Annotated in this window: 22 protein-coding genes; 18 read left to right on the top strand and 4 right to left on the bottom strand. The window is 44.9% G+C overall.

Annotated features, from left to right (window positions below; translation table 11 throughout):
• Nucleotides 1-19 precede the first annotated feature (19 nt).
• The 14 genes from rpmH (at nt 20) to FEF09_RS17170 (ending at nt 12,925) form a co-directional block, all read left to right on the top strand.
• On the top strand, nt 20-175 hold the full coding sequence (gene rpmH / locus FEF09_RS17235) for a 50S ribosomal protein L34 (RefSeq protein WP_012788729.1): 156 nt from the start codon (nt 20-22) through the stop codon (nt 173-175).
• Between the two features lie 88 nt (nt 176-263).
• Complete coding sequence (locus FEF09_RS17230; protein WP_315898168.1) at nt 264-665, top strand: ribonuclease P protein component; 402 nt, start codon at nt 264-266, stop codon at nt 663-665.
• Nucleotides 665-895, top strand: coding sequence for a membrane protein insertion efficiency factor YidD (yidD, locus tag FEF09_RS17225; RefSeq protein WP_012788731.1), 231 nt, complete (start codon nt 665-667; stop codon nt 893-895). Before FEF09_RS17230 ends, yidD begins: the two co-directional genes overlap by 1 nt.
• A 117-nt stretch (nt 896-1,012) precedes the next feature.
• A complete protein-coding gene (locus tag FEF09_RS17220; protein ID WP_146306268.1) occupies nt 1,013-2,680 on the top strand; it encodes a S41 family peptidase in 1,668 nt (555 codons plus the stop codon).
• 175 nt (nt 2,681-2,855) lie between these two features.
• Nucleotides 2,856-3,509 carry an RNA polymerase sigma factor gene (locus FEF09_RS17215; protein WP_146306267.1) on the top strand — a complete coding sequence of 218 codons (654 nt, stop codon included), beginning with the start codon at nt 2,856-2,858 and terminating at the stop codon, nt 3,507-3,509.
• A gap of 72 nt (nt 3,510-3,581) precedes the next feature.
• Complete coding sequence (locus FEF09_RS17210) at nt 3,582-4,577, top strand: FecR family protein (protein ID WP_146306266.1); 996 nt, start codon at nt 3,582-3,584, stop codon at nt 4,575-4,577.
• Nucleotides 4,578-4,637: 60 nt separating this feature from the next.
• Nucleotides 4,638-4,931, top strand: coding sequence for a hypothetical protein (locus FEF09_RS17205; RefSeq protein ID WP_146306265.1), 294 nt, complete (start codon nt 4,638-4,640; stop codon nt 4,929-4,931).
• Between the two features lie 20 nt (nt 4,932-4,951).
• Nucleotides 4,952-5,410, top strand: a complete 459-nt coding sequence (locus FEF09_RS17200) for a carboxypeptidase-like regulatory domain-containing protein (protein ID WP_146306264.1) — start codon at nt 4,952-4,954, stop codon at nt 5,408-5,410.
• A gap of 2 nt (nt 5,411-5,412) precedes the next feature.
• Nucleotides 5,413-6,054, top strand: coding sequence for a TonB-dependent receptor plug domain-containing protein (locus FEF09_RS17195; RefSeq protein WP_146306263.1), 642 nt, complete (start codon nt 5,413-5,415; stop codon nt 6,052-6,054).
• 694 nt (nt 6,055-6,748) lie between these two features.
• Nucleotides 6,749-8,128, top strand: coding sequence for a SusC/RagA family TonB-linked outer membrane protein (locus FEF09_RS17190; RefSeq protein ID WP_146306262.1), 1,380 nt, complete (start codon nt 6,749-6,751; stop codon nt 8,126-8,128).
• A gap of 8 nt (nt 8,129-8,136) precedes the next feature.
• Nucleotides 8,137-9,813 carry a RagB/SusD family nutrient uptake outer membrane protein gene (locus tag FEF09_RS17185; RefSeq protein ID WP_146306261.1) on the top strand — a complete coding sequence of 559 codons (1,677 nt, stop codon included), beginning with the start codon at nt 8,137-8,139 and terminating at the stop codon, nt 9,811-9,813.
• A gap of 25 nt (nt 9,814-9,838) precedes the next feature.
• Nucleotides 9,839-10,648 (top strand): endonuclease/exonuclease/phosphatase family protein, encoded by an 810-nt coding sequence (locus tag FEF09_RS17180; protein WP_222597009.1) that lies wholly within the window; start codon nt 9,839-9,841, stop codon nt 10,646-10,648.
• Between the two features lie 92 nt (nt 10,649-10,740).
• Nucleotides 10,741-12,129 carry a Gfo/Idh/MocA family protein gene (locus FEF09_RS17175; RefSeq protein WP_146306260.1) on the top strand — a complete coding sequence of 463 codons (1,389 nt, stop codon included), beginning with the start codon at nt 10,741-10,743 and terminating at the stop codon, nt 12,127-12,129.
• A gap of 10 nt (nt 12,130-12,139) precedes the next feature.
• Nucleotides 12,140-12,925, top strand: a complete 786-nt coding sequence (locus FEF09_RS17170; RefSeq protein ID WP_261387556.1) for a DUF1080 domain-containing protein — start codon at nt 12,140-12,142, stop codon at nt 12,923-12,925.
• A gap of 54 nt (nt 12,926-12,979) precedes the next feature.
• Here FEF09_RS17170 and FEF09_RS17165 read toward each other — a convergent pair whose 3' ends face one another.
• Nucleotides 12,980-13,585: a superoxide dismutase gene (locus FEF09_RS17165; protein ID WP_012788735.1), complete on the bottom strand. Its 606-nt coding sequence runs from the start codon at nt 13,583-13,585 to the stop codon at nt 12,980-12,982.
• A 494-nt stretch (nt 13,586-14,079) separates the two neighbouring features.
• On the opposite strand from FEF09_RS17165, the gene FEF09_RS17160 reads away from it, so the two are divergent.
• Both FEF09_RS17160 and FEF09_RS17155 read left to right on the top strand, forming a co-directional pair.
• The gene (locus FEF09_RS17160) at nt 14,080-14,784 is read left to right on the top strand and encodes a LuxR C-terminal-related transcriptional regulator (protein ID WP_089811026.1); all 705 of its coding nucleotides are present in this window, start codon (nt 14,080-14,082) and stop codon (nt 14,782-14,784) included.
• Between the two features lie 510 nt (nt 14,785-15,294).
• Complete coding sequence (locus tag FEF09_RS17155; protein ID WP_146306259.1) at nt 15,295-16,221, top strand: SPFH domain-containing protein; 927 nt, start codon at nt 15,295-15,297, stop codon at nt 16,219-16,221.
• A gap of 61 nt (nt 16,222-16,282) precedes the next feature.
• Here FEF09_RS17155 and FEF09_RS17150 read toward each other — a convergent pair whose 3' ends face one another.
• From FEF09_RS17150 to FEF09_RS17140, 3 genes are all read right to left on the bottom strand, one after another.
• Nucleotides 16,283-16,723 (bottom strand): nucleoside deaminase, encoded by a 441-nt coding sequence (locus FEF09_RS17150; protein WP_146306258.1) that lies wholly within the window; start codon nt 16,721-16,723, stop codon nt 16,283-16,285.
• A 14-nt stretch (nt 16,724-16,737) separates the two neighbouring features.
• Nucleotides 16,738-18,867 (bottom strand): NAD-dependent DNA ligase LigA, encoded by a 2,130-nt coding sequence (gene ligA / locus FEF09_RS17145; RefSeq protein ID WP_146306257.1) that lies wholly within the window; start codon nt 18,865-18,867, stop codon nt 16,738-16,740.
• Between the two features lie 912 nt (nt 18,868-19,779).
• Entirely contained in the window at nt 19,780-23,106 is a 3,327-nt protein-coding gene (locus tag FEF09_RS17140; RefSeq protein ID WP_146306256.1) for a methylmalonyl-CoA mutase family protein, read from the bottom strand.
• 177 nt (nt 23,107-23,283) lie between these two features.
• Between FEF09_RS17140 and FEF09_RS17135 the strand changes: the two genes are divergently transcribed.
• Both FEF09_RS17135 and FEF09_RS17130 read left to right on the top strand, forming a co-directional pair.
• On the top strand, nt 23,284-24,717 hold the full coding sequence (locus FEF09_RS17135) for a glycoside hydrolase family 125 protein (protein WP_146306255.1): 1,434 nt from the start codon (nt 23,284-23,286) through the stop codon (nt 24,715-24,717).
• 101 nt (nt 24,718-24,818) lie between these two features.
• Nucleotides 24,819-26,600: a MutS-related protein gene (locus tag FEF09_RS17130; RefSeq protein ID WP_146306254.1), complete on the top strand. Its 1,782-nt coding sequence runs from the start codon at nt 24,819-24,821 to the stop codon at nt 26,598-26,600.
• The last annotated feature ends 15 nt before the right edge of the window (nt 26,601-26,615 follow it).

The raw sequence follows: 26,615 nt of genomic DNA, 5'->3' as shown, positions 1-26,615 counted from the left end.
GTAAAAACAAAATATTAAAATGAAACGTACTTTTCAACCGCATAACAGACGCAGAAAGAGCGTTCATGGTTTTAGAAAGAGAATGGAAACTGCTAACGGCCGTAAAGTATTAGCTTCCCGCAGAGCTAAAGGACGTAAGAAATTAACTGTTTCTGACGAGCGGAAGCTGAAATAAGAACCGCTGTTTAACTGTGTAACTGAGAAGTGCACAGGCTTTAAGGCTGGTTCCTGATAGAACAGAATGTATCGCTATAGGTTGATAAATCGAACTTGCCATAAAAACTTATTCTTTTAATAAGGAAGAAAGGTTAAAAAGCAGAAAACTCATTGAAACGCTTTTTCGCGAAGGAAAAGCGTTTTCTGTTTTTCCCTACCGCATAGTATATATGCAGGTGGATCAACCTCTCAGTAAATATCCCGTACAGGTCGGCTTTAGCGCCTCTACGAAACGGTTCCCCCATGCCGTAGACCGGAACAGGGTAAAACGTCTTACCCGCGAATGCTGGCGCCTGCAAAAGCAGGAATTCTATAACACACTTCAACAACAGTCCCGTCAGCTGCTTGTATTCTTTATCTATACAGATAAGAAAATAGCTCCCTACGCCACCCTGCACCATAAAATTTCGGTAATTTTAAAGAAGCTGGAAAAAGAAGTGGTGCAATAATGAAAGTCTTTCAATACTTAAGCTACCCGTTTATATGGCTTATCAGAATCTACCAATGGGGTATCTCCCCGCTGCTGGGTGCTAATAAATGCCGCTATACCCCCACCTGCTCCCAATACGGTGTGGAAGCCCTGCAGAAACATGGGCTGTTCAAAGGCGGCTACCTGACCATTAAACGCATATTGTCCTGCAACCCCTGGGGTGGCCATGGACACGATCCCGTACCTTAGTCCGGAAGACCATCAGTTATTAGGATAGATCCCAATGTTTTAACAGTTTATGTTTAATAGATTGACTAATTTTCACAACAGAAGCTTTTCTCTGTAACAGACTAACTGAAAGAACCTATGCGTGCATTTTTTCGCAGAAATAGAAGAATGATGCTGGTATTGGTGCTGCTGGTAGCCGGCGGTATGAGTATCATGGCTTATAATGAGAAGGATAAGTACTTCGAAATAGCCAAGAACCTTGACATATTCGCCGCATTTTACCGCGAACTCAATACCTACTACGTAGATGACCTGCCTCCGGAAAAACTCATGCATAAAGGCATTGACGCCATGCTGGAAGAGACAGATCCATATACTGATTTCATACCGGAAGAAAATCTGGATGAACTGAAATTCATGGCTACCGGTAAATACGGTGGAGTAGGAGTATCCGTCAATACCGATAGCGAACGTACCGTCATCACAGACGTATACGAAGGCGGCCCTATGGATAAAGCCGGCGTAAAACCGGGCGATATTATCCTCTCACTCGATGGAAAGGATATCAAAGGACTGGAGCAGGAAGAGATCAGCCGTATGCTCAAAGGTGCTCCGGGCTCCTCTCTGGATATGGTCACCAAACACCCTGTTACCGGCGCACAGAATACCAGAAAGATCAATCGTGAAGAAATCAATGTAAAAGCTGTCAGCTTCTCCGGTGTTACCAACCGCGATATAGGATATATCAGAATGACACAGTTCACCGAAAACAGCGGCGAACTCGTACAAGGCGCCTTCGCAGAACTGAAAAAACAATACCCTTCCATGAAAGGGCTCATACTGGACCTCAGAGGTAACCCGGGCGGTTTACTCGATGAAGCAGTAATCGTGGCCAATATCTTCGTGGACAAGAATAAAACAATCGTCAGCACCAAAGGAAAAGTAAAGAGCTGGGACAGGGAATATAAAACCGAAACCTCCGCATTCGATGCACATATCCCATTGGTCGTACTGACAAACCGCTCTTCAGCTTCCGCTTCAGAAATCGTGGCTGGCGCTATTCAGGACCTCGATAGAGGCGTTATCATCGGTCAGCGTTCCTTCGGTAAGGGATTGGTGCAAACGACCCGTCCGCTGCCTTATAATGCGAAACTGAAGGTAACGACCGCGAAATACTATACGCCAAGCGGCCGCTGTATACAGGCAATTGACTATTCCCACAGAAACAGCGATGGTGAAGTTGAATATGTGGCAGACTCCCTGCGCAAATCCTTTAATACCGTTGCAGGCCGTAAAGTAAGAGATGGTGGTGGTATCGAACCGGATGATACAGTAGAACCAACCCTGCTTAGTCAGGTAGCTATCACCCTGCTGCGTAAACAATACATTTTCGACTTCGCGACACAGTATTACTACAGTCACCCGAAAATTGCAGCTGCCAACACCTTCGAACTCAGTGAAGATGATTTCTCCGATTTCCTGAAATATCTCGACGGCAGAAACTACAGCTACAAGACCCGTAGTGAAGAGGCACTGGAATCATTTCAGGCAACTGCCAGAAAAGAAAAATACTATGATGCAGTAGCAAAAGAATTTGAAGCTCTGCAGGTGAAAATGAAACATGATAAGAAACAGGATCTGCTGAAGAATAAAACCGAAATCAAACGTCTGCTGGAAGAAGAGATCGCCAGCCGCTACTATATGCAGCGCGGACGTATTGAAAAATCATTGTCCAGTGATAATGAAGTGAATGAGGCCATTGCCGTGTTACATTCACCGGAACGTTATCAGCAGTTATTGAAATAGCAATATCTTTTTTAACTTATAGTCCATAAGCAGGATGTTCATCCCCCTGCTTATGGACTTTTTTTTCAGGCTATGTTCTATGGAAGAGTTGATATTTAGTTAATTTAATGATAACATAACAGGCAGGTCATTATCAATAATTTTACGTTTTTCCGTCAAGAATGAGATATACGTAATGCAACATATAGATCCTGCTGTATGGGAAGCTTGTAAAGCCGGAGACAAAGGCGCCTATGCTGCCATTTACAGACTGTACTACCCCCGTTTATATAATTACGGGTACAAACTCACCGACAATGTTGTACTGATCGAAGACAGCATACAGGAGATCTTTGTACGTTTCTGGATCAATCGTGAGCAATTAAATGCGATACGTGAATTCAGAAGTTACCTGTTCGTTTCCTTCCGGCATTGTCTGTTACGTTTATTGTCACAACACAGACAGCAGCAGGGAGATCTGCCGGATGAGGAGCAATATGTATTTGCGCTTGAAATGTCAGCAGAACAGCAACGGCTGGCAAAAGAAGAAGAACATGAGCAACTCCGTACCCTGAGAAGTGCTATGGACCACCTTACCCCAAGACAGCGGGAAGCAATCTTTTTCCGCTTTTATGAAAACATGGATTATGATGAGATCGCAGCTATTCTGCAAATCTCTGTAAAGGCAACTTATAAGCTGATGGCACGCGCTATCGAAGTATTGCGCAGCGCTTATCATACAATGCCATTAGTACCTGCTTTGATGACACTGGCTACACTCGCGACAGCATTGGGCAGTTTACAGTTGTCAATGGCGATTATGGATACCGGCATTATCTATAAATGCTGAGGTTAAAAAAAAGTTGCCTTTCCGTGGGGTAAAATCTAACCCGCCCCGCTCCTTTAGTTGTAAGCGGCTAAAATGGAGTATTCTAAAGACTATTCATCTTATACAACGAATGATTTTATTGCAGATGATGCATTCCTGCAATGGGTAAGATCGCCTGATACAGCGAGTGATGCCTGGTGGCAGACATGGCTGACTGCCCATCCTCATAAACAACAGCAGGTAGATGAAGCGCGTGCTTTCATCATTCAATTACAATTTGCAGAACAGCTGCCTGATCAGGATGCTGTTAATGCATCGTTAGCGCATAGTCTATTACGCATTGAAGCCGCAGAAAGAGCCGCTGTTCCGGAAGTAAAACAACGCCCTGTCAGAAAATTATACTGGTGGGCTGCCGCGGCTGCATTGATTGCAGGTATCATGATCACTGTAAAATATCTGTTACCGGCATCGCCTGAAATGATAAAAATCAGCGGATATGCACAAGGCGTCAGAACGGTAAAATTACCGGATAATTCTATGGTAAGATTGAATGCCGGTGCTGCATTGTCTTACCGCAAAGACTGGACATCTGCCACGAATCGCGAGATCTGGTTACAGGGAGAAGCTTTTTTTGATATTAAGCCATCTGCTACAGCTATGCGGGCAGCTAAAGGATTTGTAGTGCATAGCGGGAATGCACTCATAGATGTATTGGGTACATCTTTTAACGTGAGAGAGGGCGGCGCTTTTACAACCGTTACACTTAACACCGGTAAGATCAGACTCTCTTTCAACGACCTGCCGGACAACCCGTTTATACTCAATCCCGGCGATTTTGTACAATATCAGACTACCAGCAATAAGATCATCAGGAAAAAAGTAAACCCGGCCTTGTATGCGGTGTGGAAAGAAGAACGGCAATACCTCGAAAAAATCACCCTGCAGGAGCTTGCATGGTATATTGAAGATACCTATAACTATCGCGTGAAAATCACTGATGAACAACTGGCAGCACAACAGCTGTCAGGCAGTCTGCAGGTCAGAGACGAGACTTCACTGCTGGAAACATTGTCATTGCACTCAAGCTGAAAATAGAAAAGAAAGCGGACACACTCTTCATACATCCCACTAATAATAAAATTTTCAGATATGCTCAAAAATGTACCTGTTAAGATGTTGGGCAGATATACTCTGTTATATGCCTGCCTGATAGGGCCGCCTGCTATAGCGCAGGATATGGCACTGCTAAGTTCCGCGACACACGCCTCGTCCGACCGTACATCCGGACAACGTCAGATGCAGACTCTGGGTCAGATTCTGCAGGATATAGAGAAGAAACATGCTGTTAGCTTCCTGTGCAGATCAGAATTGCTGCAACTACAGATCAACAAGGAAAAGAAACGTTTCGGGAGAAAAGCTTCGCGAGGGTATTACAGTCATTGATCAGACCATATGGACTGGAAATGAAACAGATCACACCTCAACAATTTGCTATCTCCTCCGATGATAAACAGCCAGATAGTAAACAGCCGGAAACAAATGCTGATGCAGTAACAGCAGAGCTCAGCGCTGTATGGGGTAGCAGCGCTGTGAATGATCATGTTGCGTGGAAACGTATCCAGGTGATGAGAGTAGAAGGTACCGGTGAAAAATACAGCAGGGTATCCTTACCTGGTGTCACCGTTACTGTGAAAGGAAAGGCAAATGGCACCGTTACAGATGTAAATGGTCATTTTGAAATCAGTGTTCCGGGAACGGATGCTATATTGTTATGCTCTTACGTAGGTTATTTCTCTAAAGAAATACCTGTTGGCGGACAACAATCAATACAGGTGGTGTTAAATGAAGATACCCGTCAACTCAATCAGGTAGTGGTGGTGGGCTTCGGCACACAGAAGAAAGTAAACCTTACGGTGCCGTAAGTATGATTGGAGAAAAGGAACTGGCCAGCAGACCATTGACATCTATGTCTGTCGCATTGCAAGGGCTTATGCCGGGATTGACCGTTGTCAGTAATAGTGGTTTTCCGGGAGATCCTAAATCTACGATCAGAGTACGGGGCGTCGGTACTACCAATAACTCAAATCCATTTATTCTGATAGATGGTGTACCGGGAGATATCAACTTTCTCAACCCTACAGACATCGAAAATGTATCTGTGCTGAAAGATGCTGCGTCTGCAGCTATTTATGGTTCGCGTGCTGCGAATGGTGTAATACTTGTCACCACTAAAAAAGGGAAACTGAATCAGGCGCCTACTGTTAGTTACAACGGTTATTACGGTACACAGCGTCCTTATGCATTACCTAAGATGGTAGGTTCAGCAGAATACATGTCTATGCTCAATGAGGCACAACGGAATGTCGGGCTGCCGGAAACTTACACCGAAGCAGATATCCAGAAAGCGAAAGATGGCACTGACCCTGATTTTTTTGCCAATACCAACTGGCCGAAGGCATTGTTCAAAGAACAGGCCCCCCTGCAGGAACACAATCTCAGTCTCAACGAGGTGCACAAAGAATGTCCTATTACCTTTCTTATGGAAGACAGGATCAGAAAGGGCTGATTGTAGGCGATCAGTATAAGGCATTGCGTAATAACCTGCGTGCAAGGATCAATGCTTATTCGTTATTTGATATACTTGATCTGGATGCCAATATCGGGTATATAGACCGTACCCAGAATCAGCCGGCCGGTGGTACCGATGAAAATTCAGGTCCGATCTATACTGCATTGACAATGTCCCCCCTCAACCCCGTAAAATTCGGTAATGGTAACTGGGGATATGGCGGTGGTTCCAGTAATCCTGTCGCTATTGCTACTGACGGTGGATATAACAATTTTAAATCACAGGAACTGACAGGAAATATATCCGGCAAACTGCACCTGTTACCGCGTCTCGACATAACGGGTCAATACGGTACAAACATCATTAACCAGCGACGCGCAACATTCTCCCGGAAAATTGATTACTACTATCCGGACTCCGGTGAATTCTGGTATACCAACTCCACCAGCAACAGCCTCGAGATGAGAGATTATACCAGCCGTATGAACAATCTTTCTTTACTGATTGACTATGGATTTCATGTGCAGCAGCATCATGTAAAATTATTAGGTGGTTATCAACAGGAAACTTACAGATATGAGTCTTTCGCCGCTAGTAAACAGAATTTCGTGAGTGATGACGTCCCCGTCTTTAACCTTGGATCTGATAACCCTAACGCTTCGGGTGATGGATATCAATATGCGTTACGCTCATGGTTCGGTCGTGTGAATTATGTTATAAAGAGAAATACCTGCTGGAGTTCAATTTCCGTTATGACGGATCCTCCCGTTATGCACCTGATGAACGTTATGGCGCTTTCCCATCTGCATCGGCAGGCTGGCGTTTCACACAGGAAAACTTCTTTAAGAACAATAGCAGTATGCGTTGGCTGAACGAAGGTAAACTGCGGGTTTCATATGGTGATCTCGGTAACCAATATGGCGCAGATGGAACTGCCTATTCGGAATGGTACCCTTATCAACAGGTAGTGACAGGTGTGAGTACAATGCCTATTGGTAATGTTCAGACCCGCGGACTGGCACAGACGAACCTTGCAAATCCATTATTGAGATGGGAGAAAGTGAATATGCTCAACCTGGGTGTTGACTTCGCTTTCCTGAATAACCGTCTCTCTGTTACTGCTGACTGGTTTAATAAACGTACAATAGACATACAATTGAAAGTGCCGCAGCCGGACGTACTCGGATTAGAAGTGCCAGATCAGAACGCGGGAAATGTGTCCAATAAAGGATGGGAAATCAGCCTCGGTTGGAACGACCATATACAGGATTTTACATATGGACTTACAGCACAACTATCTGATGTGAGAAATAGGGTGGAAGATCTTGGTGGAGCACCGCCGGTATTAGACAACAGGATCCGTCAGGTAGGATATCCGATCGACGCTTTCTATGGATACAGAACGGATGGTCTGGCACAGGAAGCCGACTTTACAAAAGATGCAACTACCGGCGCACTCACTCCCAAATTTGCCATTTTCGATGCAGATCTGGGTAAAGTTGCTCCCGGTGATCTGAAATACAGAGACCTGAACGGTGATGGTAAAATAACGGCAGATAAAGACCGTGAGGTGATCGGGAATGCTTTCCCCCGTTATACTTATTCTCTGAGAGGAAATATGGGCTGGAAGAATATTGATTTCTCTTTCTTCCTGCAGGGAGTAGGTAAGGGCAATGGCTATGTAGGGAGTATAGGAATACACACCTTTCAGGCTTATGGTTCCTACCCACAGGAGGTACACAGAGATCACTGGACACCAGAAAACACAGATGCATGGTATCCTCGTTTCACCTTTCTGGATACCCGTAATACGACAGCTCGTCAGTCAGACTACTGGTTGCAGAACGCCGCTTACCTGCGCTTGAAAAATATCCAGATTGGTTATACACTACCTTCCAGATGGCTCAGCAAAGCAAGAATTCAAAGACTGAGAGCATATGTGTCAGCAGACAACCTGCTGACCAAAACGAAATTCTTCTATGCTTATGATCCTGAAACGGTGACTACCAGCGGAGGAGAGTATCCACAAATCAAAACAGTGGTATTTGGTATTAATGTCAACTTTAAATAACTACAGCAATGCATCGTCCATATATTTTATTTGGTATTCTGGTCATACTGGCAAGCAGTATTGCCGGCTGTACAAAAGATTTTCTGAACCGTTCCGCATTGGATGCGATCACCAGTGAACAGTTCTGGAAAACAGAAGCGCAATTGAAACTGGCCGTAAATGGTTGTTATGATTATCTGAAAGGTAAGAATGTAGTCGATATGGAGAACCTGGGAGATAATACGATCTATCCCCCGTTAAGTGACTATCTGAATATCTCTACAGGCAACTATGATTTCACATTAGGCACTCTGAACTCAGAATGGGTAAATCAGTATAAAGGTATCCGTCGTTGTAATCACTTCCTTGAAAACTACAAAAAGGCACAGGGTATCAAGGACGCAACTATGAACCAGTATGCAGGTGAGGTACGCTTTCTCCGCGCATTCTTGTATAGTTATCTCAGCTTTTTCTTCGGAGATGTACCATTGGTGACCAATACGCTGAATATAGGAGATGAACAGGTATACGGCCCACGTACACCGAGAGCAACAGTAGTGGATTTTATCCTGCAACAACTGGATTCTGCAGCTGTTGAACTACCGGTCTCCTACGGTGCAGCTGATCTGGGTCGTATTACCAAAGGCGCAGCGCTTGGCTGGAAATCCCGGGTAGCACTTTTCTACGGCAGATATGATGTGGCTGAAGCAGCAGCAAAGGCGGTAATGGATCTGAACCAATATCAACTCTACTCAAATGGCAATACTGCCACCAGTTATAATGAGTTGTTCACCCAGAAAGGGAAACTGGCCGGAGGTGCCAATAAAGAAACAATGCTGGCACGTCTGTATCTGTTGAATGTATCCATGCATAACATGAGTCGTGAGGCACAGGTACCTGACCAGACGGCACGTTTCAATCCTACTAAGTCATTAGTAGATGCCTATCTGTGTACAGATGGAATGCCTGTAGAGAAATCGCCTTTATACAATGAGGCAGCACAGACGGCTTATGGAGACGTATTCAAAAACAGGGACCCGAGAATGCAGCAGACCATATTGACACCGGGTGCCAGATGGGGCGGAAAGGATGATGGAGATGCAGATGCTAATCCGGCTGATATTTATAATCTGCCAAAATTCAATTCCGATAAAAAAGGCTGTGTAACAGCAACAGGTTATTATTTTACCAAGTACGTGGATATAGCCGCAGTAGCTACTTACAATAAGGATCCCAACGATATTCATATTATGCGTTATGCCGAGGTCTTGCTCAACTATGCCGAAGCCAGAGAAATGCAGGGTAAACTGACACAGGCAGACCTCGATATCAGTATCAATCTGCTCAGAGATCGTGTAGGGATGCACCACATGATCATCTCAGAACTCAATAACTGGGGAATGGATCTGCGTGAAGAGATCCGTAGGGAAAGAAGGATAGAACTGGCGCTGGAAGGTCAGCGTTATTTTGACCTCTTACGCTGGAAAAAAGGTGCATTGCTGGCGCAAGATGTAAAAGGTATGAAAAAGGCATTTATTCCGGATTATATGCAGCCTTATGTAGCTGCTGTACCAGTAGATGCTGGCGGATATATGATCATTAATTCTAATCGCCGTTTTGCCGATCCGAAGAATTATCTCTGGCCGATACCATTAACACAGGTACAGCGTAATATAGATCTGGGGCAGAACCCGGGATGGGAATGATTATAAACTAATAATAAAAGTAATAATGAAGATCGCCATAATTGCTGCTCTCGCCTTGTCTGTAGCAGGATGCAGCGGAGAAAAAATGATTACGGGAAAAACAGCTCAGACTGCGGATACGCTAAAGGTATTGACATATAATATCCACCACGCTAATCCGCCTTCCCGCCCCGACGTAATAGACCTTGATGCCATTGCGCGGGTGATCAATGCACAGCAACCTGATCTTGTAGCCCTGCAGGAAGTTGATGTACATACCGGTCGTTCAGGGAGGGATGTACATGAGGCAGCATTATTGGCGGCAAAAACAGGCATGCACGCTTTTTTTGCAAAAGCGATTCCTTATGATGGCGGAGAGTATGGCATTGCCGTACTCTCCAGATATCCGGTGAAGGAGGGACAGGCTTATGCCTTACCATCAATACCCGGCGTGAAGGCTGAGCCGCGTGCCTTATGTACTGTTACAGTCACATTGCCCGGTGGAAAACAGGTAATGATGGCCAGCACGCATCTCGATGTAACGAGAAATGACAGTATCAGGATATTGCAGACAAAGGAGATCATCCGTATCGCCGGGAAAGCCGGTATGCCCGTTATTCTGGCGGGGGATATGAACGCAAAAGAGGGGAGCAGGGCTATTAACATACTGGACAGTACATTTACCCGTACCTGCCGGAGTTGCCCCTTCACAATTCCTGTGGAAACCCCCACCAGAGCCATTGATTTTATCATGTACTCACCCTCTGCCGCATTTCAGGTTGCACAGCACCGCGTGATAGATGAGCGCTATGCTTCCGATCATCTGCCGGTAATGGCCACTCTGATATTTAAGTAGAAATGTGGAAAAATTATGATTTCCGGCATTTTAATTTTAAATTATGCTTCTCTTCTCTACACACGTTATTAAAAACCAAAATAAAGAACTGCATGCCTGAAAATGCTAATAACAACTCTCGCAGGGGATTTATCACCAAAGTGGCGAAAGGAGTAGTGGGCGCCTCTTTATTGCCCAACATCATTACAGCAGCCGACAGAAAGCGTAACCTCGAATCACTGTCGCGTGCAAACGAAAAGTATAGTGCCAACGACCAGATCCAGATTGCTCTGATCGGAGCCGGTGGAATGGGTACTGCGGATACAAATACCGCTATTACCGTACCCGGTGCTAAACTCATTGCTGCCTGTGATCTGTACGACGGACGCCTCGCAGATGCAAAAAAGAAATGGGGTAATGACATCTTTACAACCCGCGATTACCGCGAGATTCTGGAACGTAAAGATGTAGATGCAGTTATCATTGCAACACCCGATTTCTGGCACAAAGACATCTCTGTTGCTGCGATGAATAAAGGCAAATCTGTCTATTGTGAAAAACCCATGGTACATGACATTTCTGAAGGCCCTGCCGTAGTAGAGGCGCAACAGAAAAACAGCAAAGTGGTATATCAGGTGGGAAGTCAGGGGATGAGCTCTCTTGGGAATGAAAAAGCCAGACAATTGCTGAAAGATGGTGCTATCGGAAAACTTAACTACGCAGAAGGTTTCTGGGCACGCATGTCTCCCTTTGGCGCATGGCAATATCCTATCCCGGCTGACGCTTCTACGAAAACCGTTGACTGGACCACTTATCTGAAAAACGCTCCCAAAAGAGATTTCGATCCCTTACGCTTCTTCCGCTGGCGTAACTACCGGGATTATGGCACCGGCGTATCCGGCGACCTGTTTGTACACCTGTTCTCCAGTCTGCACTTCGTCACCGGTTCTATCGGACCAGAAAAAGTAATGGCTACCGGTGGTCTCCGTTACTGGAAAGATGGCCGTGAAGTACCAGATGTCATGCTGGGAATGTTCGACTATCCTGAAACGGAAGTGCATCCTGCATTTAACCTTTCCCTGCGGGTAAACTTTGTGGATGGTACCGGTGGTACCAACTATCTGAGAATGGTAGGCAGCGAAGGCTCTATGACGGTAGAATGGGACAAAGTGACCCTTTATCGTAACAAAACATATGCGGCTACAGACGATCCTTTATTGCAGAGCAAGAAAGACGTAGATCATGGCAAGCAGTATGTATACGACCGCAAAGAAATGCTGCCGCCTGATAAGTTGGAATATGTAGCAGAAGAAGGCTATAAAGGCGCGCATTTTGATCACTTCTATAATCTGTTCAATGCAATGCGTACAGGTGGTAAGGTAAGCGAAGATGCCTTGTTTGGTTATCGCGCAGCCGCACCTGCATTACTGTGTAACGACAGTTATTTTAACAACCGTATTATTCAATGGGATCCTAAAGCCCTGAAATCGATAAACAAATAAACCAAAGATCATGATGAAATTATTTGTTCCGGCATTATCAGTAATGGCCATCAGCCTTGTAGCATGCGGCGGTGGTTCAAATTCCACGTCGAATGACAGTACTACCGTTACCGCCGATACGTCTGCTGCGCAGGCGCCTGTAACAGATGCAGCAGATAACCTGCTGTCAGATACAGAAAAATCAGAAGGATGGACTTTGTTGTTCAACGGCCAGAACCTTGATGGCTGGCATATTTATAAAGGCAAACAGTCCAACAGCTGGGTGGCTGATAATGGCACCCTGCATTGTCTGGGAAGCGAAAAAGATAAAAGTGATAAACGTGCGGACCTGACTTCCGACAGCACTTATGAGAACTTTGAGTTCCGTACTGACTGGAAGATCGCACCAAAAGGAAACAGTGGTATTATCTATCTGGCTTCTGAAGATCAGGAATCAGCTTACCTGAGTGGTCCCGAGTACCAGCTGATTGATGATGAGAACTTCCCTGAGAAGCTGGAAGACTGGCAGAAAACAGGTGCTAACTACGCAATGGGTGCTCCTCTGGTAGCTGCAGCTAAGCCGGTTGGGGAGTGGAACCATACCCGTATTGTTGTAAATAAGGGACATGTGGAACACTGGCTGAATGGTCAGAAGACCGCTGACTACCAGATCGGTTCTCCTGAATGGAAAAAAGCCCGTAAAGAAGGTAAATGGAAAGATGCCAAAGCTTACGGTGAAACTAAAAAAGGTCATATCGACCTGCAGGATCACGGAAGCGAAGTATGGTTCAGAAATGTGAAGATCAAACAACTGTAAATAATAAGGCCCGGTCATTGACCGGGCCTTATCTTTATCGGAAAGCCGTTAAAATTATTTAGCAGCTTCGTAGTTCTTAGCTACTTCGCTCCAGTTAACCACACTCCAGAAAGCTTTCAGATATTCCGGACGACGGTTCTGATATTTCAGGTAGTAAGCGTGTTCCCAAACGTCGATACCCAGCACTGGTGTGCCTTTTACTTCAGCAACGTCCATCAGTGGATTGTCCTGGTTTGGAGTAGACGTGATTTCCAGTTTGCCGTCTTTTACGATCAGCCATGCCCAACCGGAACCGAAACGGGTAGCACCGGCGTTAGCGAATTTCTCTTTGAATTCTTCGAAAGAACCGAAAGTGCTCTTGATAGCATCTGCCAGTGCGCCTGTAGGTTCACCACCTGCATTAGGACCGATCACTTTCCAGAAGAAGCTGTGGTTCCAGTGACCACCACCATTGTTTCTTACAGCAGGGCTGATCTTACCAGCGCTTGCTACCAGCTCTTCCAGGGATTTATTTTCATTTTCAGTACCGGCAATCGCTTTGTTCAGGTTGTCTACATATGCCTGATGGTGCTTACCGTGGTGAATTTCCATTGTCAGTTTATCAATATGTGGTTCCAGTGCGTCGTGTGCGTACGGTAAGCTCGGAAGTGTAAATGCCATAACTTAATGTTTTTATTGCGTTAATGAATATGTATCTCAAAAAGAGTTTCCAAATTTACTGCCTAATATCATAAATATCAAACAAGGCTGTGACCGGCGGATGCCGGAATCAGTAATCAGGAATGAACAATCAGCAATTACGCCGGCCAATAGTCCTCAACAGCATGAATAAAGCCGGTTTCATATCTTCCCCGAAATCAACTTTCATATGCCCTGAAACCTGTTATTGCAAGATAACAGACTCTTCCTGCCGTCCAACTAACCAATCTTAATTGACTAGGTGGTTTCGCCCAATTCGCATACCAATTATGTTGGATATATACTTTTTTATTTTATATTTACGTTAAGCGTTGTAACAAATTTTCGTGTTACATTCCTGTTCGTTTAAACTTGAAAGTTACAATACTAGACAATCCTGCGCTGCGTAGGATCAGGTTTACTATGTCATTCCTGAGCCCTTAAGTTTCAGCTATTGTTTGTATAAAACTTAATGTATGTTGACAGATTCGGACATGGGCCAGAGCTATTCCCTCAACGCCTTACAAAAGGAAAATGAACTGTTAAAGACCCGCATCCAGTCACTGGAGAGTCTTTTAGACCATTTCCCGGCTATGCTCTATACACACCAGAATAATTCCAAAACAATCAACTGGTGTAACCGCTATATGGAAGACGTAACCGGATATACTTTAGCGGAGATGAATAGTCTGGGATTGGATTTTTTCAAAAAAGTCATGCATCCCGATGATTTTGAACTGGCTGTCATAGCCCAACAGTCGTTCAAAGAGAATAAAAATGTATTTGGGGGAGTGTTACGATTTCGTAAACGGGGCGCCGAAAACTGGCGCTGGCTGACAGGGATCGCCATTCCCTATAGCAGAGATGACGCAGGAGGAGTGAAAGAGGTGATCTGTGCGTTTGTGGACATGACCATGGCCATGGATACCAACGACCAGCTGACCGAAGCTATGCTGGATGTCATGCGCCGTAAACACGAAGACCTCATCAGTAAACTCACTCCAAGAGAGAAAGACATTCTTAAACTCACCGTAAAGGGATTGAATAACAAAGAGATAGCAGCTGAGTTGAACCTGAGCCGTTATACGATAGAAACGCATCGTAAGAATATCCGGATCAAGCTGAAAGTGCGGAATACAACCGAATTAATAGCTTTGGCAAGGAAGGTTGGTTATCAATAAATTATGTAGTTTAAACTGTAAGCAGGCATAGGAAATACAGGTAAAAATACCCAAGCTTGGGTATTTGATGCCAGGATAATGTCGACTAATTTAGTGGCATAAAGAAAAACAGATTTATTAAACGTTAGAAAGACATCCGAAACCCCTATTGCTATGATTACAGATGAAAGTGCGTTAAGTATCTTGCAGCTTGACCGTTCAGCAACAGCAGAGGAGATAATGGCGAGATATGAAATGTTGAAATACCAATATAAAAAGATCAAGGACGAGACGGGCGATCTCAGAACCCGGCTGGCTTACCAATTGAAACAGATCGAACTTGACGACGTATACATTTACTTTAGAAGGAAACAAAGAATATGACCTAAGCGAATTTAACATTCATTCGTTGTGTTTTTAACTCGGCTTTCGTCCGTTGTTTGTATCTTTTCCGAATCTTAACTTTCTCAGATAAAGTCATTTCTATATTGTCGTCTTTTATCATACATTTATACTCATAAACTCCAAATTATGAGTATTGCTTACATTGTAATCGGCGTCATTATCCTGTTGATTATCCTTTCCAGTTTCGTAACTGTACAACAGGGTACAATAGGTGTCACCACAATCTTCGGAAAGTATAACCGGATCCTGTTCCCCGGTCTGAACTTCAAAATCCCACTTGTTGAAAAGGTATTTAAACGCATCTCTATCCAGAACCGTTCGGTAGAACTGGAGTTTCAGGCGATTACTGTTGACCAGGCCAATGTTTACTTCAAAGCTATGCTGCTCTATTCCGTATGGAATCAGGATGAAGAAACCATCAAAAACGTAGCATTTAAGTTTGTAGATGAACGTAGCTTCATGCAGGCGCTGGTACGTACTATTGAGGGTTCTATCCGTGGTTTCGTGGCTACCAAACGCCAGTCAGAAGTACTGGGTCTGCGCCGCGATATTACCGAGCACGTAAAAGAGCAGATCGACCAGACTCTGGAAGCCTGGGGTTTTCACTTGCAAGATCTGCAGATGAACGATATCACCTTTGATGATGCCATCATGAAATCAATGGCGCAGGTGGTTGCTTCCAATAACCTGAAAGCAGCTGCTGAAAACGAAGGTCAGGCATTGCTGATCACTAAAACCAAAGCAGCTGAAGCAGATGGTAATGCTATAAAAATCGCAGCAGAAGCAGAACGTCAGGCAGCACAGTTACGTGGTATGGGTGTGGCTTTATTCCGTGAAGAGGTGGCAAAAGGTATGACCATGGCGGCTAAAGAAATGCAACAGGCCAATCTGGATACTTCCGTGATCCTGTTCTCTATGTGGACAGAAGCGATTAAACACTTTGCTGAAAATAGTAAAGGAAATGTGATCTTCCTTGATGGTTCTTCTGAGGGAATGGATCATACCATGCAGCAGATGATGGCTATGAACAAACTGATGGAAAAGAAAAATTAAAACCTATTCATATTGCTAAATAAAAGCGGCGTTGTCTCTGGTGAGGCAACGCCGCTTTTGTTTATTTTCTTCTCTGTTCGAAGAAGGTCTTCACTAATTGCAGACTCTCTTCTTCACAGGGCCCTTGCTCTACTTTCGTTTTAGGATGGAAGGGTGATGTCTCGCCTGCTACTCTGCGATAGCTGTTTTTCTCATCTTTTGCCGCATATACGATACGTCCGATCTTGCTCCAGTAAAGGGCGCCTGCACACATCAGACAGGGTTCCAGCGTAACATACAAAGTGGCCTCCATGAGGTATTTGCTACCCAGATAATTGAAGGCAGCTGTCAACGCCAGCATTTCTGCGTGTGCGGTACAGTCATTCAGTTTTTCTACCTGATTACTGCCTTTACCAATGATCTTATCACTCAACACTACTACAGCACCAACAGGTACTTCTCCATCGTCAAATGCTTTCCGGGCTTCACGAAGCGCCTGTTGCATATAATATTTATCATCCATGCTGTTCGTCCGCTTTATGATTCCGTAACCGGTGTCTGTGACTGGATCAGGGTGAGGAATTCATCTTCACTCAATATCCTGATCGTGTTGATCTTTTTCGCTTTTTCCAGTTTGCTGCCCGCCTCTTCACCTACGATCAGGAAGTTCAGTTTGCTGCTTACACCACTTAATATTTTACCTCCCTGTTGCTCTACCATCGCTTCCGCATCATTGCGTTTCAGCTTGTTCAGTGTGCCGGTAAAAAGGAAGGTTTGTCCGTCGAGACTACCACCGCCCTGATGATCTGCTTTCGTGCTTTTTAGATTAAGCCCCAGTGCTTCCAATTCTTCCAGCATACGGATACTGTCATCCAGATGGAAGAATTGATTGATACTGCCTGCTACTTTCGGACCGATATCTTCCAGTGCCAGTAACTGTTCTTCTGTCCAGTCTTTGAGATCCAACAGATGATTAACGGCATTGGCGAGTGTCTTGGCTGTGGTTTCGCCTACATAACGGATACCCAGACCAAATATCAATCTGTGCAAAGGTTGTGTTTTAGACTGCTCGATGGCACTTTGCAGGTTGGTCAATGATTTTTTACCAAAGCCTTCCAGTTTTTCCAGTGCAGAGAAGTCTATTTTATAAATACCCGGGATGTCTTTCATGAGTCCCAGACTATAGAATTTACGTACGTTGCTGTCGCCCAGACTACGGATATCCATCGCGTCTTTGCTCACAAAGTGAATCATTCTTTCCACTACCTGTGCTTCACACATCAGGTTGATACAACGCCATACACTTTCACCTTCCGGTTTGAACAAGGGTTCATTACACACCGGGCATTCTGTAGGGAATTTAATCTCTTCCTCCGTACCATCGCGCATATCTGCAAGTGATTTCACGATGTAAGGAATAACATCGCCCGCTCTTTCCACCAGTACGGTATCGCCTATTTTCAGGTCCTTTTCTTTTACGACATCTTCATTGAATAATGAAATGGAACCAACCGTAACGCCACCAATAGGTACAGGATCGATTTTCGCAACAGGCGTAACAGAACCGGTACGTCCTACCTGAAATTCCACCCGGCGCAATTTACTGGTGGCCTGTCTGGCTTTGAATTTATACGCCATGGCCCAGCGGGGATGGTGTGTGGTCATGCCCAGTTTATCCTGTAAGGCATAGTCATTTACCTTGATCACCATACCGTCAATTTCATAAGGCAGATTGTCTCTTTCCTTTTCAAATTCCAGTACATAATCAATCACCGCCTGAATGCCTTTCACCACTTTCATTTCCTTTGCAGGAGAGCGGAAGCCAAGGCTGGCCAATAATTGCAGGGTATTACTATGTGTTTTGATCTCCTGTGGTTCAGCTTTTCCATCATCCATCACGTGATAGCTCATGTGGTAAAGGAATGCTTCCAGTCCGCGTTTGGCCACTTCACGGGGATCGACCATGCGGAGTGAGCCTGAAGCCGCATTTCTTGGATTGGCCAGCGGAGGCAGGTTATCGGCTGCACGCTGGTCATTATATGCTTTAAATGTGTTCTTATTAATTAGTACTTCACCTCTGATCTCTATCGACTGAATGCCGTGTGCTGCAAAGTGTGCACTCAGAGGAATAGAACGTATCTGTTTGATATTGGCCGTAATATCCTCGCCGGATACGCCATCGCCACGGGTGGCGCCCCGGGTCAGTTTATCATTCTCATAAATGAGGGAAATACTGGCACCGTCAAACTTTGGTTCAATACAGTATTCAATCTCTGTCAGTCCGCTTATCTCACGTGCCTTGCGATCCCAGTCATTAAGATCGTCGGCATTGTAGGAGTTTTCCAGACTTAACATCGGTACAAGGTGCTGTACAGTGGGGAAATTCTTTGAAATACCCAATGCAACGCGCTGAGTGGGGGAGTCAGCGCTGACTTTGTCCGGATTGGCAGTTTCCAGTTCTTTCAACCAGGCAAACAACTGATCGTATTCGTAATCACTTAAAACGGGTTCACTTTGCACATAATAACGCCAGTCATTATAAATAATAACACGACGTAGGTTCTCCAGCGTACTATCCAGGTCCTGAATAGTTTCTTTTTGCTGCAATTTTCCTAACAGGTCCTTTGCTAATTGAAGCAAAGTGATTTCTATTTCTTTCGTATACATATAAAAAATGCTATCAGAACGTAAAATACAAATACTTTGAAAGTAATGGCTAAAATCATTTAAATCGGCCACTATGGCTGATTCTTCTATAATTTCGTATTTTTTACACTTATTATTTTTTAAAAAAAGATGTTAAAAATGTTTTTTATTAACAAAAATTTAATTAAGATTGTGTAACGAAACGAAAGTATCTGAAAGGCCAAAATTTAAATCTGAGTTTCTAAAGTAGCAATTGCCAATTTGAAGACCCGCTACACAAGAAATTCAAATGAACGAATAAATGTAGAGATTCAAACATATTGCTTTTATATTATTCCATGTTACGTAAAAACACGCTTTTATAAATTTCCATGTTAGTGCTTTTATGATTCTACGTTAGTGCTTTTATACAATTCTACGTTAATGCTTTTATGTAATTCCATGTTAGAATATTAGCTTTTATAAGTTCCACGTTTTATAGATTCCACGTAAAATATTATCTAATTCCACGTCAATGAAATCTGGCGATGTGCATTTTGCCTCGTTTAGATTTTCTTCCCCTGCATAAATCTTTTATGCAGGGGCATTTTATTTATAGGCAGTTTGTAGCTGCGAATAAATGCCCCTGTATCCAAAAGAAACATTTCGAAATGAAACCGAAGATATTGATGATATATACCACACTCAGCCATAATTACCTGTGAGTGATACAAAAAATTGTCCCTGCTGCTCAGTTTCCTGTCAAAAGTAAAATCTCTTTGCATCCTTCATCATAGCTGGTTTTCCCTTTATTGCTTCTATTAAAAGCTCATTACATCCCTACTACGCCGTTATCTCTTCGTTCCTGAACGAAGAAATGACGGCGTAGCAAGGGGATAGTATGAAGAAAGAGCTATTTATTCGAAGAAGACAATGCCTTTCACCGGGTTACGCTTACATATTTCTTCTGTACTGACCACCTACTTCATAAAGTGCATGTGTAATTTGTCCAAGGGAACAATGTTTCACTGTTTCCATCAGTTCTTCAAACAGATTCCCGTTGTTCACCGCTACCTGTTGGAGTTGTTGTAATGCAGCGGTGCTGCGGTGATGATGTCGCTGATGGAAGGCTGACAGGGTGTTGATCTGAAACTCTTTTTCCTCCTGTGTGGAACGGATCACCTCTTCCGGAATAACCGTCGGAGAACCTTTTTTATTGAGGAAGGTATTTACACCAACAATCGGGTATTCGCCTGTATGTTTGAGCGACTCATAATGCAGGCTTTCTTCCTGTATCTTATTACGCTGATACATTCTTTCCATCGCACCCAATACGCCGCCTCTTTCCGTGATACGTTGGAATTCTGCCATTACCGCTTCCTCTACAAGGTCAGTCAGTTCTTCAATAAAGAAAGAACCTTGTGTAGGATTCTCGTTTTTGGCAGTCCCTAATTCCCGGTTGATGATCAGCTGGATGGCCATGGCCCTGCGTACGCTTTCTTCTGTAGGCGTAGTAATAGCCTCATCATAGGCATTGGTGTGGAGTGAATTACAGTTATCATAAATGGCATACAATGCCTGTAAGGTCGTACGGATATCGTTGAAGTCAATTTCCTGTGCATGCAGACTACGTCCCGAAGTCTGAATATGATATTTCAATTTCTGCGAACGGTCGTTGCCTTTGTACTTGTACTTAATCGCTTTGGCCCAGATCCTGCGGGCTACACGGCCGATCACTGCATATTCCGGATCCATCCCGTTACTGAAGAAGAACGAGAGATTAGGGGCAAAATCATCAATATGCATACCGCGGCTCAGGTAATACTCTACATAGGTAAAACCATTCGCCAATGTGAAAGCCAGCTGTGTTATAGGATTAGCGCCTGCTTCAGCAATGTGGTAACCTGAAATGCTGACAGAATAGAAGTTGCGCACTTTCTGACTGATAAAATATTCCTGCACATCTCCCATTAGTTTCAGCGCGAATTCAGTGGAGAAGATGCAGGTATTCTGTGCCTGATCTTCCTTCAGGATATCAGCCTGCACCGTACCACGTGCGGTGGATAGTGCCTGTGCTTTTATCTTTTCATAGACTTCCTTTTCCAGTACTTCATCGCCGGAAATCCCTAACAGTTTTAATCCTAAACCATCATTACCTGCAGGCAGATCGCCATTGTAATGGGGCAGCGGATTATCGCTGAACTTTGCTTTGATCAGCGCATTCACTTTATCAGTCAGCCCATTCGCAGCAATATATTTTTCACATTGCTGATCGATGGCTGCATTCATGAAGAAGGCCAGTAGTATGGGTGCCGGACCATTAATGGTCATTGACACAGAGGTCTTTGGATCACAGAGATCGAAACCACTGTACAGTTTTTTGGCATCATCCACAGTGGCAATGCTCACCCCTGAATTACCTACTTTACCGTAAATATCCGGTCTGTGCGCAGGATCTTCCCCATACAGGGTCACACTGTCAAATGCAGTGCTGAGACGTTTGGCCGGCTGATCGACAGACACATAGTGAAAACGTTTATTGGTACGCTCCGGACCACCCTCGCCCGCAAACATACGGGTAGGATCTTCGCCTTCTCTTTTGAGTGGGAATACACCTGCCGCATAAGGGAATTCCCCCGGTAGATTTTCAGTCAGCTGCCAGCGGAGAATATCGCCCCAATCGTTATATTTCGGCAGACTGATTTTAGGTATAGCAGACTGTGAGAGACTTTCGCTGTAAAGCGGTAGTTTGATCACTTTATCTCTTACCTGAAATTCGTAGAAAGGAGCGGTGTATTGTTTTTTCAATGCAGGCCAGTTATCCAGCAGCTGCTGGCATTCCGGATGTAATTGTGTACGCAGATGAGCGGCAATATCTGCTATGGCCTGCTGCTGACCCGGATTCAGCAGGGAGGTAACTCCCTGTAACTGATACAGACGGGTGGCAATATTGCATTGTTCGTCTACCCATTTCCCATAATCGCGGATGCTTTCATTGATCTCTGCCAGATAACGTACCCGTCCCGGCGGAATGATCTGCGATTTCGTAGTGGTGGCATCTGTTGTCTCATGGGTGACATTGCCAAAACGAACCGCCTTTTTCTCATGGATAACTGCCAGCAATTTCTCAAAAAGCTGATTAATACCATGGTCGTTAAATTGGGACGCAATCGTTCCGATAACCGGCAGTTGGTCGTCAGTCGCTGTCCATAGACTATGATTACGTTTAAATTGTTTGCGTACGTCATGGAGCGCATCCAGTGCGCCTGCTTTATCAAACTTGTTGATAGCGATAACATCTGCATAATCCAGCATGTTGATTTTCTCCAGCTGGGAGGCAGCCCCATATTCAGGTGTCATCACGTAGAGGGCTACGTCACAGTGATCGGTAATGGCAGTATCGCTCTGGCCGATACCGGAAGTTTCCAGTATGATCAGGTCAAAACCCGCTGTTTTACAGATATCAATGGCTTCCTGAACATGTGCGCTGACGGCTTTATCACTTTCTCTGGTAGCGAGGGAGCGCATATAGGCTCTGGGATGGTGGATCGCATTCATCCGGATACGGTCCCCGAGGAGGGCGCCACCGGTTTTCTTCTTGGAAGGATCTACAGAAATGACAGCGATGGTCTGCTTGTCAAAACTGCGGAGAAAGCGGCGGACTAATTCATCGGTCACACTGCTTTTACCCGCACCACCAGTACCGGTGATCCCTAAAACGATACCTGCACCTGTTTTAGGTTGGGGAAGTGTCTCCGGCAGCTGGTCATTTTCTGCTACGGTGATCGCTTGCGCGATCAGCTTGTCACTACGGGAAGGTAATTCCTGCAGATGGCCATTCAGGCCTTTGGTAGTCGTAAAATCGCATTGTCTGATCACATCTTCAATCATGCCTTCCAGCCCCATCTGACGACCATCGTCAGGAGAATATAGCCGGGTGATACCGTATTGATGCAGTTCTGCTATTTCGGAAGGGAGGATGGTTCCTCCACCACCGCCAAATATTTTAATATGACCACATCCTTTTTCCCGGAGCAGGTCATACATGTACTTGAAAAATTCAAGATGTCCACCCTGATAAGAGGTAATGGCAATGCCCTGGGCATCTTCCTGAATGGCACAGTCCACAATTTCCGCTGCCGAACGATTGTGGCCCAGATGGATCACTTCCGCGCCTTTTGCCTGCATAATGCGGCGCATAATGTTAATGGCTGCATCGTGTCCGTCAAAAAGAGAGGCTGCCGTTACGATACGGACCTTGTTTGATAGGTTGTCAGTCATATTGTTCTGGTGTTTGAACGTGGTTACGGCAAACGTGGAGCCGGTAAAGTCCGTAATTTACGAAAATCGTAACTGTGGAATATTGCCGTATTTTTTTATTTTCACCCTATTATTCACGTTTATGAGTTGCAGGTCGTAGAAACAAATGCAATCGTAATAGAAAAATCTATATCAGAAATGGTGGCTAGAAGAGATTTTATCAGAAACAGCAGTTTGCTGGCAGGCGCTGTAGCGCTGGGTTTCCCTAAGGCGGTATTCAGCAATCCGCTGGGCTATACTTCCCAACGTCCTCCGCTGGCACAACGTAAGTTTACCAGTCAGGCAGTGGAAAAGGCGATCACGAATATCAAAAAAGAGATTGCTGACCAGAAACTGGCCTGGATGTTTGAGAACTGTTTTCCGAACACACTGGATACTACCGTACAATTTAAGGTAGAAAATGGCCGTCCGGATACATTTGTACTGACCGGCGATATCCACGCAATGTGGCTGCGTGACTCCACAGCGCAGGTATGGCCTTACCTGTCTCTGATAAAAGAAGACGATAAACTGAAACAACTGATCGCAGGTGTGGTGAACAGGCAGACAAAATGTGTACTGATCGATCCGTATGCAAATGCCTTCAACGAAGGACCGACCGGTAGTGAGTGGGATTCCGATCTGACAGAAATGAAACCTGAACTGCACGAGCGTAAATGGGAAATTGACTCTCTTTGTTACACCGTGCGTCTGGCATATAACTATTGGAAAGTAAGCGGTGATGCAAGTGTACTGGATGATACCTATAAAAAAGCGGCTAAGCTGATCGTGAAGACCTTCAAAGAGCAGCAACGTAAAGAAGGTAAAGGCCCTTACAAATTCCAGCGTAAGACGCCAATTCAGTCAGATACTGCACCAAATGGCGGCTGGGGTGCCCCAATGCAGCCGGTTGGACTGATCGTTTCTCTGTTCCGTCCTTCTGATGATGCGACTGTATTCCCATTCCTGATCCCTTCTAACATGTTTGCCGTAGTATCCCTGCGTCAGCTGAGCGAGATCAGTGACGTGGTATTCAAAGATGCTGCTTTCGCAAAAGAGTGTACAGAACTGGCTGATGAAGTAGATAGAGCGATCAAGGCTTACGCGATCGTAGAACATCCACAGTTGGGTCATATGTATCCGCTGGAAGTGGATGGTTACGGTAACCGTCTGTTCCTTGATGATACCAACGTACCAAGTCTGCTGTCTATCCCTTATCTGGGTTATACAACTGCTGACGATCCGTTGTATCAGAACTCCCGTCACTTTGTATGGAGCACTTTCCATTGCTGGTTCTACAAAGGTAAATATGGTGATGGTGTAGGTAGTCCGCATACCGGTCCTGACTACATCTGGCCAATGAGTATCATCATGAAAGCGCTGACCAGCAGCAATCCGGATGAAATTGCTGAGTGTATCAAAACCCTGCGTAATACAGATGGCGATACCGGCTTTATCCATGAGTCTTATCACAAGGACGATCCGACCAAATATACCCGTAAGTGGTTTGCATGGGCAAACACCCTGTTTGGTGAGCTGATCCTGAAAGTAAGTCAGGAATATCCGCAGCTGCTGAAGAAACAGTACGCATAATTAATACGCAATAATAAAGTCTTTCAAATTGCTCATCCTTCGCATTTATGCGAAGGATGAGTATTTTTGGACCTGTTTATAACAAAACTAATCCGTAACCCATGACGCCCCTGGCTATATACGAGCAACAGATTAATGATTATAAGGTAGAGATTTCACAGGTTCAGCGTCGTCTGAGTATACTTGGCTGGACAAGGCTGGCTTTTTTTGTAGCCGCTTTGTACAGTGGATATGCCTTTTTCAGCCGGCATTTCGATTATGCGTGGCTGGCGGCAGCTATTGTATTGCTGGGGGGATTTGTTGTTCTGCTGATCCGCTATTTGTCACAACAGGAAAAGCTCACATTACTGAAGACTTTTCTGGAACTGAATGAAAAGGAATGGCGGCTGGCGGCTTCGGGGCAGTCAGGATTTGATGATGGCGTACGCTTCGCGGATGAACAGCATCCTTATACCGGCGATCTGGATGTATTCGGACACGCATCCCTTTATGCACATGTAAACCGTACAGGGACCCTGTTGGGGAGTAATGCCCTTGCCGATGCACTGAAGACGCCTTTACAGGGAATGGAACAGATAGCACAACATCAGGCCGTGATCAGGGAACTGGCTCCGCGGTTTAAATTCAGACAGCTCTTTGCGGTTCATGCAGCACTGACCAATGAGCAACCGGATGATGTGGCCGGATTGAAAAGATGGTTATCGATGCCACTGGAATTCCTTGATAAAAAGTGGCTCAATGTTATACGCTGGCTGATGCCGGCACTGCTGGTGCTGGGCGCGGTCTTCTATTTTGTAACTGATCAGTACTATCTGTTCACCTTTTTCTTTTGTATAAATCTGATCATACTGGGTATGAACATGAAAAAGGTAGGGGAACAACATCAGTTGCTTTCCAATAAAGAAAAAACCTTTGGCCGGTTTGCATTGTTGCTGCGGCTGATCAATGGGGAAAGTGCGGGTGGCGCGGTATTGCTAAAGGAACAACAGGAAAAAGCAACAGCGGCTAATAATGCCCTGCAACAATTGTCAAGGATATGCAGTGCGATGGACCAGCGTCTGAATCAGCTGGTAGGCGTTGCGCTGAACTCACTGGTTTTATATGACCTTCATTGCGTGTTTGCATTGGAGAAATGGAAAGAACGTAATAAAGAAGAGGTACAAGGCTGGCTGGATGTAATCGCACAGATGGAGGTATGGAACAGTATGGCCACTTTTGCCTATAATCATCCGGCATATATTTATCCTGTAGTTACAGATGAAAAGTCCCGTCTGATAGCGACCGGGATTGGTCATCCACTGATTCCGGCTGAAGAATGTGTAAGGAATGGTATTACCATAGGTGATCCGCAGGAATTCCTGATCATTACGGGGTCTAATATGAGTGGTAAGAGTACTTTTCTGCGCAGCGTAGGCAGCAATCTGCTACTGAGTATGTGCGGAATGCCGGTGTGTGCGGAGAGTTTCAGCTGTAGTCCGATGCGGATAATGACGTCTATGCGTATCAAGGATTCTATTGCGAAGCATACATCTTATTTTCAGGCGGAATTATTACGCCTGCAACAGATAGTGGAAGTACTGAAAGGAGGAGAGCGGGTATTCATCCTGCTGGATGAGATATTGAAAGGCACCAACTCGGAAGATAAACTGTCAGGTTCCCGCAGGCTGATAGAGCATTTCCTGCAGTATCACTGTCTGGGGATGATCGCTACACATGACCTTGAGCTGGGACATCTGGAAGAGACTTATCCGCAGCGGATCCGGAACTACTGTTTTGAAAGCACCATCAAAAATGACCAGCTCTTCTTTGATTACCGGATCCGGGAAGGAGTGGCGCGTAATAAGAATGCGACATTCCTCATGCAAAAGATGGAAATAATATGATTTGGCTGATAGCTA

The sequence above is a fragment of the Chitinophaga pinensis genome, assembly GCF_007896845.1.
Lineage (GTDB): Bacteria > Bacteroidota > Bacteroidia > Chitinophagales > Chitinophagaceae > Chitinophaga > Chitinophaga pinensis_C.
Note: the sequence above shows the minus strand (reverse complement) of the source record. Positions and strands in the feature narration are given on the sequence as shown.

Bases quoted from the DNA above. Each gene is read 5' to 3' on its own strand.
- FEF09_RS17150 (WP_146306258.1), bottom strand. From the start codon at position 16,723: ATGGATGATAAATATTATATGCAACAGGCGCTTCGTGAAGCCCGGAAA.
- FEF09_RS17200 (WP_146306264.1), top strand. From the start codon at position 4,952: ATGAAACAGATCACACCTCAACAATTTGCTATCTCCTCCGATGATAAA.
- ligA (WP_146306257.1), bottom strand. From the start codon at position 18,867: ATGTATACGAAAGAAATAGAAATCACTTTGCTTCAATTAGCAAAGGAC.
- FEF09_RS17165 (WP_012788735.1), bottom strand. From the start codon at position 13,585: ATGGCATTTACACTTCCGAGCTTACCGTACGCACACGACGCACTGGAA.
- FEF09_RS17140 (WP_146306256.1), bottom strand. From the start codon at position 23,106: ATGACTGACAACCTATCAAACAAGGTCCGTATCGTAACGGCAGCCTCT.
- FEF09_RS17175 (WP_146306260.1), top strand. From the start codon at position 10,741: ATGCCTGAAAATGCTAATAACAACTCTCGCAGGGGATTTATCACCAAA.
- FEF09_RS17205 (WP_146306265.1), top strand. From the start codon at position 4,638: ATGCTCAAAAATGTACCTGTTAAGATGTTGGGCAGATATACTCTGTTA.
- FEF09_RS17130 (WP_146306254.1), top strand. From the start codon at position 24,819: ATGACGCCCCTGGCTATATACGAGCAACAGATTAATGATTATAAGGTA.
- FEF09_RS17210 (WP_146306266.1), top strand. From the start codon at position 3,582: ATGGAGTATTCTAAAGACTATTCATCTTATACAACGAATGATTTTATT.
- FEF09_RS17135 (WP_146306255.1), top strand. From the start codon at position 23,284: ATGGTGGCTAGAAGAGATTTTATCAGAAACAGCAGTTTGCTGGCAGGC.
- FEF09_RS17160 (WP_089811026.1), top strand. From the start codon at position 14,080: ATGTTGACAGATTCGGACATGGGCCAGAGCTATTCCCTCAACGCCTTA.
- FEF09_RS17190 (WP_146306262.1), top strand. From the start codon at position 6,749: ATGGTTCGGTCGTGTGAATTATGTTATAAAGAGAAATACCTGCTGGAG.
- yidD (WP_012788731.1), top strand. From the start codon at position 665: ATGAAAGTCTTTCAATACTTAAGCTACCCGTTTATATGGCTTATCAGA.
- FEF09_RS17195 (WP_146306263.1), top strand. From the start codon at position 5,413: ATGATTGGAGAAAAGGAACTGGCCAGCAGACCATTGACATCTATGTCT.
- FEF09_RS17215 (WP_146306267.1), top strand. From the start codon at position 2,856: ATGCAACATATAGATCCTGCTGTATGGGAAGCTTGTAAAGCCGGAGAC.
- FEF09_RS17155 (WP_146306259.1), top strand. From the start codon at position 15,295: ATGAGTATTGCTTACATTGTAATCGGCGTCATTATCCTGTTGATTATC.
- FEF09_RS17180 (WP_222597009.1), top strand. From the start codon at position 9,839: ATGAAGATCGCCATAATTGCTGCTCTCGCCTTGTCTGTAGCAGGATGC.
- FEF09_RS17220 (WP_146306268.1), top strand. From the start codon at position 1,013: ATGCGTGCATTTTTTCGCAGAAATAGAAGAATGATGCTGGTATTGGTG.
- rpmH (WP_012788729.1), top strand. From the start codon at position 20: ATGAAACGTACTTTTCAACCGCATAACAGACGCAGAAAGAGCGTTCAT.
- FEF09_RS17170 (WP_261387556.1), top strand. From the start codon at position 12,140: ATGATGAAATTATTTGTTCCGGCATTATCAGTAATGGCCATCAGCCTT.
- FEF09_RS17185 (WP_146306261.1), top strand. From the start codon at position 8,137: ATGCATCGTCCATATATTTTATTTGGTATTCTGGTCATACTGGCAAGC.